The 3,624-nt window shown below is 43.1% G+C and carries 6 protein-coding genes; 3 read left to right on the top strand and 3 right to left on the bottom strand.

Going from position 1 to position 3,624, the window contains the following annotated elements; translation table 11 throughout:
• Positions 1–360 (top strand): DUF3461 family protein (locus IQR33_RS18360; RefSeq protein WP_193843910.1); only part of this gene is annotated, 360 nt, incomplete at its 5' end.
• Between the two features lie 67 nt (positions 361–427).
• Here the strand turns inward: IQR33_RS18360 and truC are convergent.
• Positions 428–1,210 carry a tRNA pseudouridine(65) synthase TruC gene (gene truC, locus IQR33_RS18355; protein WP_017636036.1) on the bottom strand — a complete coding sequence of 261 codons (783 nt, stop codon included), beginning with the start codon at positions 1,208–1,210 and terminating at the stop codon, positions 428–430.
• Between the two features lie 4 nt (positions 1,211–1,214).
• Complete coding sequence (locus tag IQR33_RS18350; protein WP_005391784.1) at positions 1,215–1,529, bottom strand: YqcC family protein; 315 nt, start codon at positions 1,527–1,529, stop codon at positions 1,215–1,217.
• A gap of 76 nt (positions 1,530–1,605) precedes the next feature.
• On the opposite strand from IQR33_RS18350, the gene IQR33_RS18345 reads away from it, so the two are divergent.
• Together IQR33_RS18345 and IQR33_RS18340 are read left to right on the top strand one after the other, a co-directional pair.
• Entirely contained in the window at positions 1,606–2,643 is a 1,038-nt protein-coding gene (locus tag IQR33_RS18345) for a DUF3549 family protein (RefSeq protein WP_017636035.1), read from the top strand.
• Between the two features lie 13 nt (positions 2,644–2,656).
• Positions 2,657–2,956, top strand: a complete 300-nt coding sequence (locus tag IQR33_RS18340; RefSeq protein WP_005380315.1) for a DUF3301 domain-containing protein — start codon at positions 2,657–2,659, stop codon at positions 2,954–2,956.
• Here IQR33_RS18340 and IQR33_RS18335 read toward each other — a convergent pair.
• Entirely contained in the window at positions 2,916–3,401 is a 486-nt protein-coding gene (locus IQR33_RS18335; protein WP_080996677.1) for a GNAT family N-acetyltransferase, read from the bottom strand. The two genes, IQR33_RS18340 and IQR33_RS18335, sit on opposite strands and share 41 nt — an antisense overlap.
• Positions 3,402–3,624 lie beyond the last annotated feature (223 nt).

The raw sequence follows: 3,624 nt of genomic DNA, 5'->3' as shown, positions 1-3,624 counted from the left end.
GGTATTCACGACCCTAAGCAGATTGAACGTTATTCCCTACGCCAAGAAGCACACAAAGACGTACTCAAGATCTATTTCCACAAGCAAAAAGGCGAACTATTCGCTAAAAGCGTTAAATTCAAATACCCACGCCAAATCAAAAATGTTCTTGTTGATAGTGGCAGTCACAAATATAAAGAAGTAACGGAAATCAACCGTAACCTCACATTAGTCATTGATGAACTGAATAAAATTACTAAGCCAACGAAACAACCTGAGGTTGATGTAAAAGAGAAAATTCTTTCAGACCTTCGTCATTTAGAAAAAGTCGTTTCGAGCAAGATCGCAGAGATCGAAGCGGATCTTGAAAAACTAAAGTAAAACGTTAAGTCTTAAATATTAAAAAGGGTTAGCATTGATGCTAACCCTTTTTATTTGTACTCAATCATTATCTAGATCTAACTGCGCCGATTATCGGTTCATCCCACTCAAATCGAGTAAACAATTGCTGCCAAGTTTCATCAAGATTGGCCGTCATGACAATCTCTTGATCGGTAAATGGATGGACAAACCGTAACTCTGAAGCATGCAGTAGCAAACGATGAGAATCAAACTCTGTGCGATACAGCTTGTTGTGCTTTCCATCCCCGTGCGTTGTATCACCCACGATCGGATGGCGTAGATGTGCCATATGACGACGAAGTTGGTGCTTACGCCCCGTTTTAGGTTTCATCTCAACTAAGCAATAACGCGTTGTAGGAAATTTACCCGTCGAATAGGGAACCTCCACTTTAGCCAACGGCTTATATTCCGTCACCGCTTCTTGCGCTTCTTTTTCTTGTGAAGCGAACTTATCCGCAATCTTGTCTAACTCGACTTTGAGCGCGTAATCCAAGACGCCCTCTTCCTCAATCCAACCGCGTACTACTGCGTGGTATGTCTTTTCCATTTTATGTTCAGCAAACATCGGCATGACTTGTGATGCGACTTCACTCGACAACGCAAACACGAGCACACCAGATGTTGGACGATCCAGACGATGCAATGGGAACACATGCTGACCAATTTGGTCGCGCAAAGTTTGCATGACAAACTGAGTTTCGTGTTTATCTAACCAACTGCGATGCACTAACATGCCTGCAGGCTTGTTGACCGCTACAAAATATTCATCCTGATAAACGATCTCCAGCTCAACTGGTTCTGAAGATCGCGCTATTTCTTGTTCTAGCATTCGTTTACTTACACAGTTCGTCAATGGTTCGGATTGTAACAAGCAGCTCTGCGAACTGCGGTTCCTGCTTCCACGCTTCTGAAAAATAGGGCTCGAGAGAAAACCCTCTTGGCAATGGTTGGTTGTTTTCCACTAGCACGTGCATTCTGTCTATAAAGATCCACTGCAACCACTCATGAGGATGCAATGTATCAATCGCAAATGGCTCCACGCTTTGTAAGGCTTGCTCTGAAGGCCTAGTGTGTTGCCACAACTTATGTTCTTTAAGCTGCGTTTCAAGTTGGTGAAGTAAGTCGACCAATTGAGTATTTGTTACCATTAATTCTATCTCGAACCTTGAATTAGCCGAGAATGATACCATTTCTTGTGAAAAGAACGTTAGGACGTCGTATTTAATGGAAAACATTCAAACCCTCACTCAACTGTTGAACAACAGCCGCTGTGATTATCAAATCTTCGATCTTGGTCGTCGTATCAAAACCATCGCTAAGAAAGAGTTTGCCGATGTAGAAAAAGGTCAAGCACCGTACCCATTCCCAATGCAGCGTAAAGCACACCTTGCCATCGCTTATTGGAATGAACAAAAGCAGCCTTGGATTTGGTTTCTAAAGTTTGAATTGGACGAGCGCGGTTTGTTAAAGCAATCAGATATCGGCAATTTCATTAAATACGTAGTGGAAGCCATGGGAACACGCCTCAATGGTGATATCTCTGAAGAGCAACAGCAAAAGCTGTCTAATAACCCATATACGTTCAAACCTTCCGAAGACAAAATGGCCGTGTTTCATAGCCAGGTCCGCGCGAACCTCGATCTTCCTACCAGCCAATATTATGAGCACACTCAGCATTACTTTTCAGGTGGTTTAGGCTGGGATAATTGGCAAACCGTAGGTCTGCAAGGGATCACCGACATGGCCGCTCGTTTGGACAAAGAGCAAAACGGGGTAATGATACGCAAAGCGTTGAACCACCTACCAAATGAGCCACTTTATGCCCTATTAGGTGCGCTTGAGCATGTAGAGCTTCAAGAGCGTTTAGCAGAACGTATTGCGGAAAAGGCACAGCAAGAAATCGCAAGTAGCGAACCTGATCTCTTCCTACTTTCAGCACTTATCCGAGCCCTTGCTGGTGCACCAACAGAAGTCGCCTCTCCAGTATTAGATGCGATATTGCATAGCCCTCGTTTAAGCCATCAGGAGGTTTTGATTGGTGTGGCGGGTCGCGCTTGGCACTTACTCGCCAATGAAAAGGTAGCAGAACAGTTTTTGCTGCGTTTAGCTCAAACCGGTAATCAAGCCCTATTTAATCAGTTATTTGCCGATTTAGTGATGCTGCCAGAGTTAAGAATGGTGTTATTGCCTTTGCTGCATTCAAACCCATCAGAGGAACTAGCAAATGCGCTAGTAAGCTTACAACAAGCAACAAAAAGCTAAGAAAGGTTCAGGAATGATTGGTGATCTTTTAGCAATTTTAGGGCTCTGCTTTTTCTGTTACCTGTTTTGGCAACAGCGTCGCCAAGCCGAACTCGCAAAAGCGGCCATCACGCGTAAATGTGAGCAATTGGATCTCCAATTAATCAGCATCGCCTTTGGTGCCCATAAACTAAAAACGCCAGACGGAGTCTGGCGTTGGCATACGGTGTATCAATTTGAGTTTTCATCTCTTGGTGACGATTGCTACCAAGGAGAGTTAACCATGGTCGGTTTCAGGCCGCAGAACTTTCACCTACCACCGCATCGCTTGTAAATTCCATTTCAAAGTAAGGACCATATATATCCTTACTTTCTTTTGTTTTAACAAATCCCAGCTTTTTCAGTACCGCCATAGAAGCTTGATGATTGCTATTCACGTTAGCTTTCACCTTATTCAAGCCCAACTCATGGCACGCTTTGGGGAAAAATGCTTTTAGTGCTTCTGTTGCTAACCCTTTACCCCAATATGATTTATCAAAAATAAACCCTAATTCAGGTTCGGAATCGAGATTAGCAATAAACACGTGCCCCATATAGTCACGACTGGTGCTCTCTAGCACTGCCATACTATAAATGTTCTCATCATCCAGTATTTTCTCAAACATCTGTTTGGCAGACGCAACTGTATACGGACCATTCAATTCAGCACGGTTTTTCGCACAGCAATTCAGCATGACGAATTCTAGTTGCAACGACTCATTGTAGGGTAGAAGAAGCATTCTTCTGGTTACTATGGCCACATCTGTTCCTTGATTACAACAAACTTAATCTATCCGCAGATCACAAACTCGATGAGCTGAACATGCTCAATGATTGCGGGCATAACACCTTGTAGAGAAGCCGAAAGTTAAACCAACTGGTTGGAAAGGATATTGATCTGAGTTGTTTTTTATTAAGTGTTATTAGGAATTTATATATTTTGTGATATTGATATCCCCAAGC

Origin of the sequence: Vibrio sp. OPT46, from assembly GCF_015163535.1 — a bacterium.
GTDB lineage: Bacteria > Pseudomonadota > Gammaproteobacteria > Enterobacterales > Vibrionaceae > Vibrio > Vibrio alginolyticus.
The sequence above is the reverse complement of the archived record's forward strand: the minus strand, read 5'-3'. Positions and strand labels throughout refer to the sequence as shown.

Coding starts and splice junctions, on each gene's coding strand:
- truC (WP_017636036.1), bottom strand. CDS start 1,210: ATGCTAGAACAAGAAATAGCGCGATCTTCAGAACCAGTTGAGCTGGAG.
- IQR33_RS18350 (WP_005391784.1), bottom strand. CDS start 1,529: ATGGTAACAAATACTCAATTGGTCGACTTACTTCACCAACTTGAAACG.
- IQR33_RS18345 (WP_017636035.1), top strand. CDS start 1,606: ATGGAAAACATTCAAACCCTCACTCAACTGTTGAACAACAGCCGCTGT.
- IQR33_RS18340 (WP_005380315.1), top strand. CDS start 2,657: ATGATTGGTGATCTTTTAGCAATTTTAGGGCTCTGCTTTTTCTGTTAC.
- IQR33_RS18335 (WP_080996677.1), bottom strand. CDS start 3,401: ATGCTTCTTCTACCCTACAATGAGTCGTTGCAACTAGAATTCGTCATG.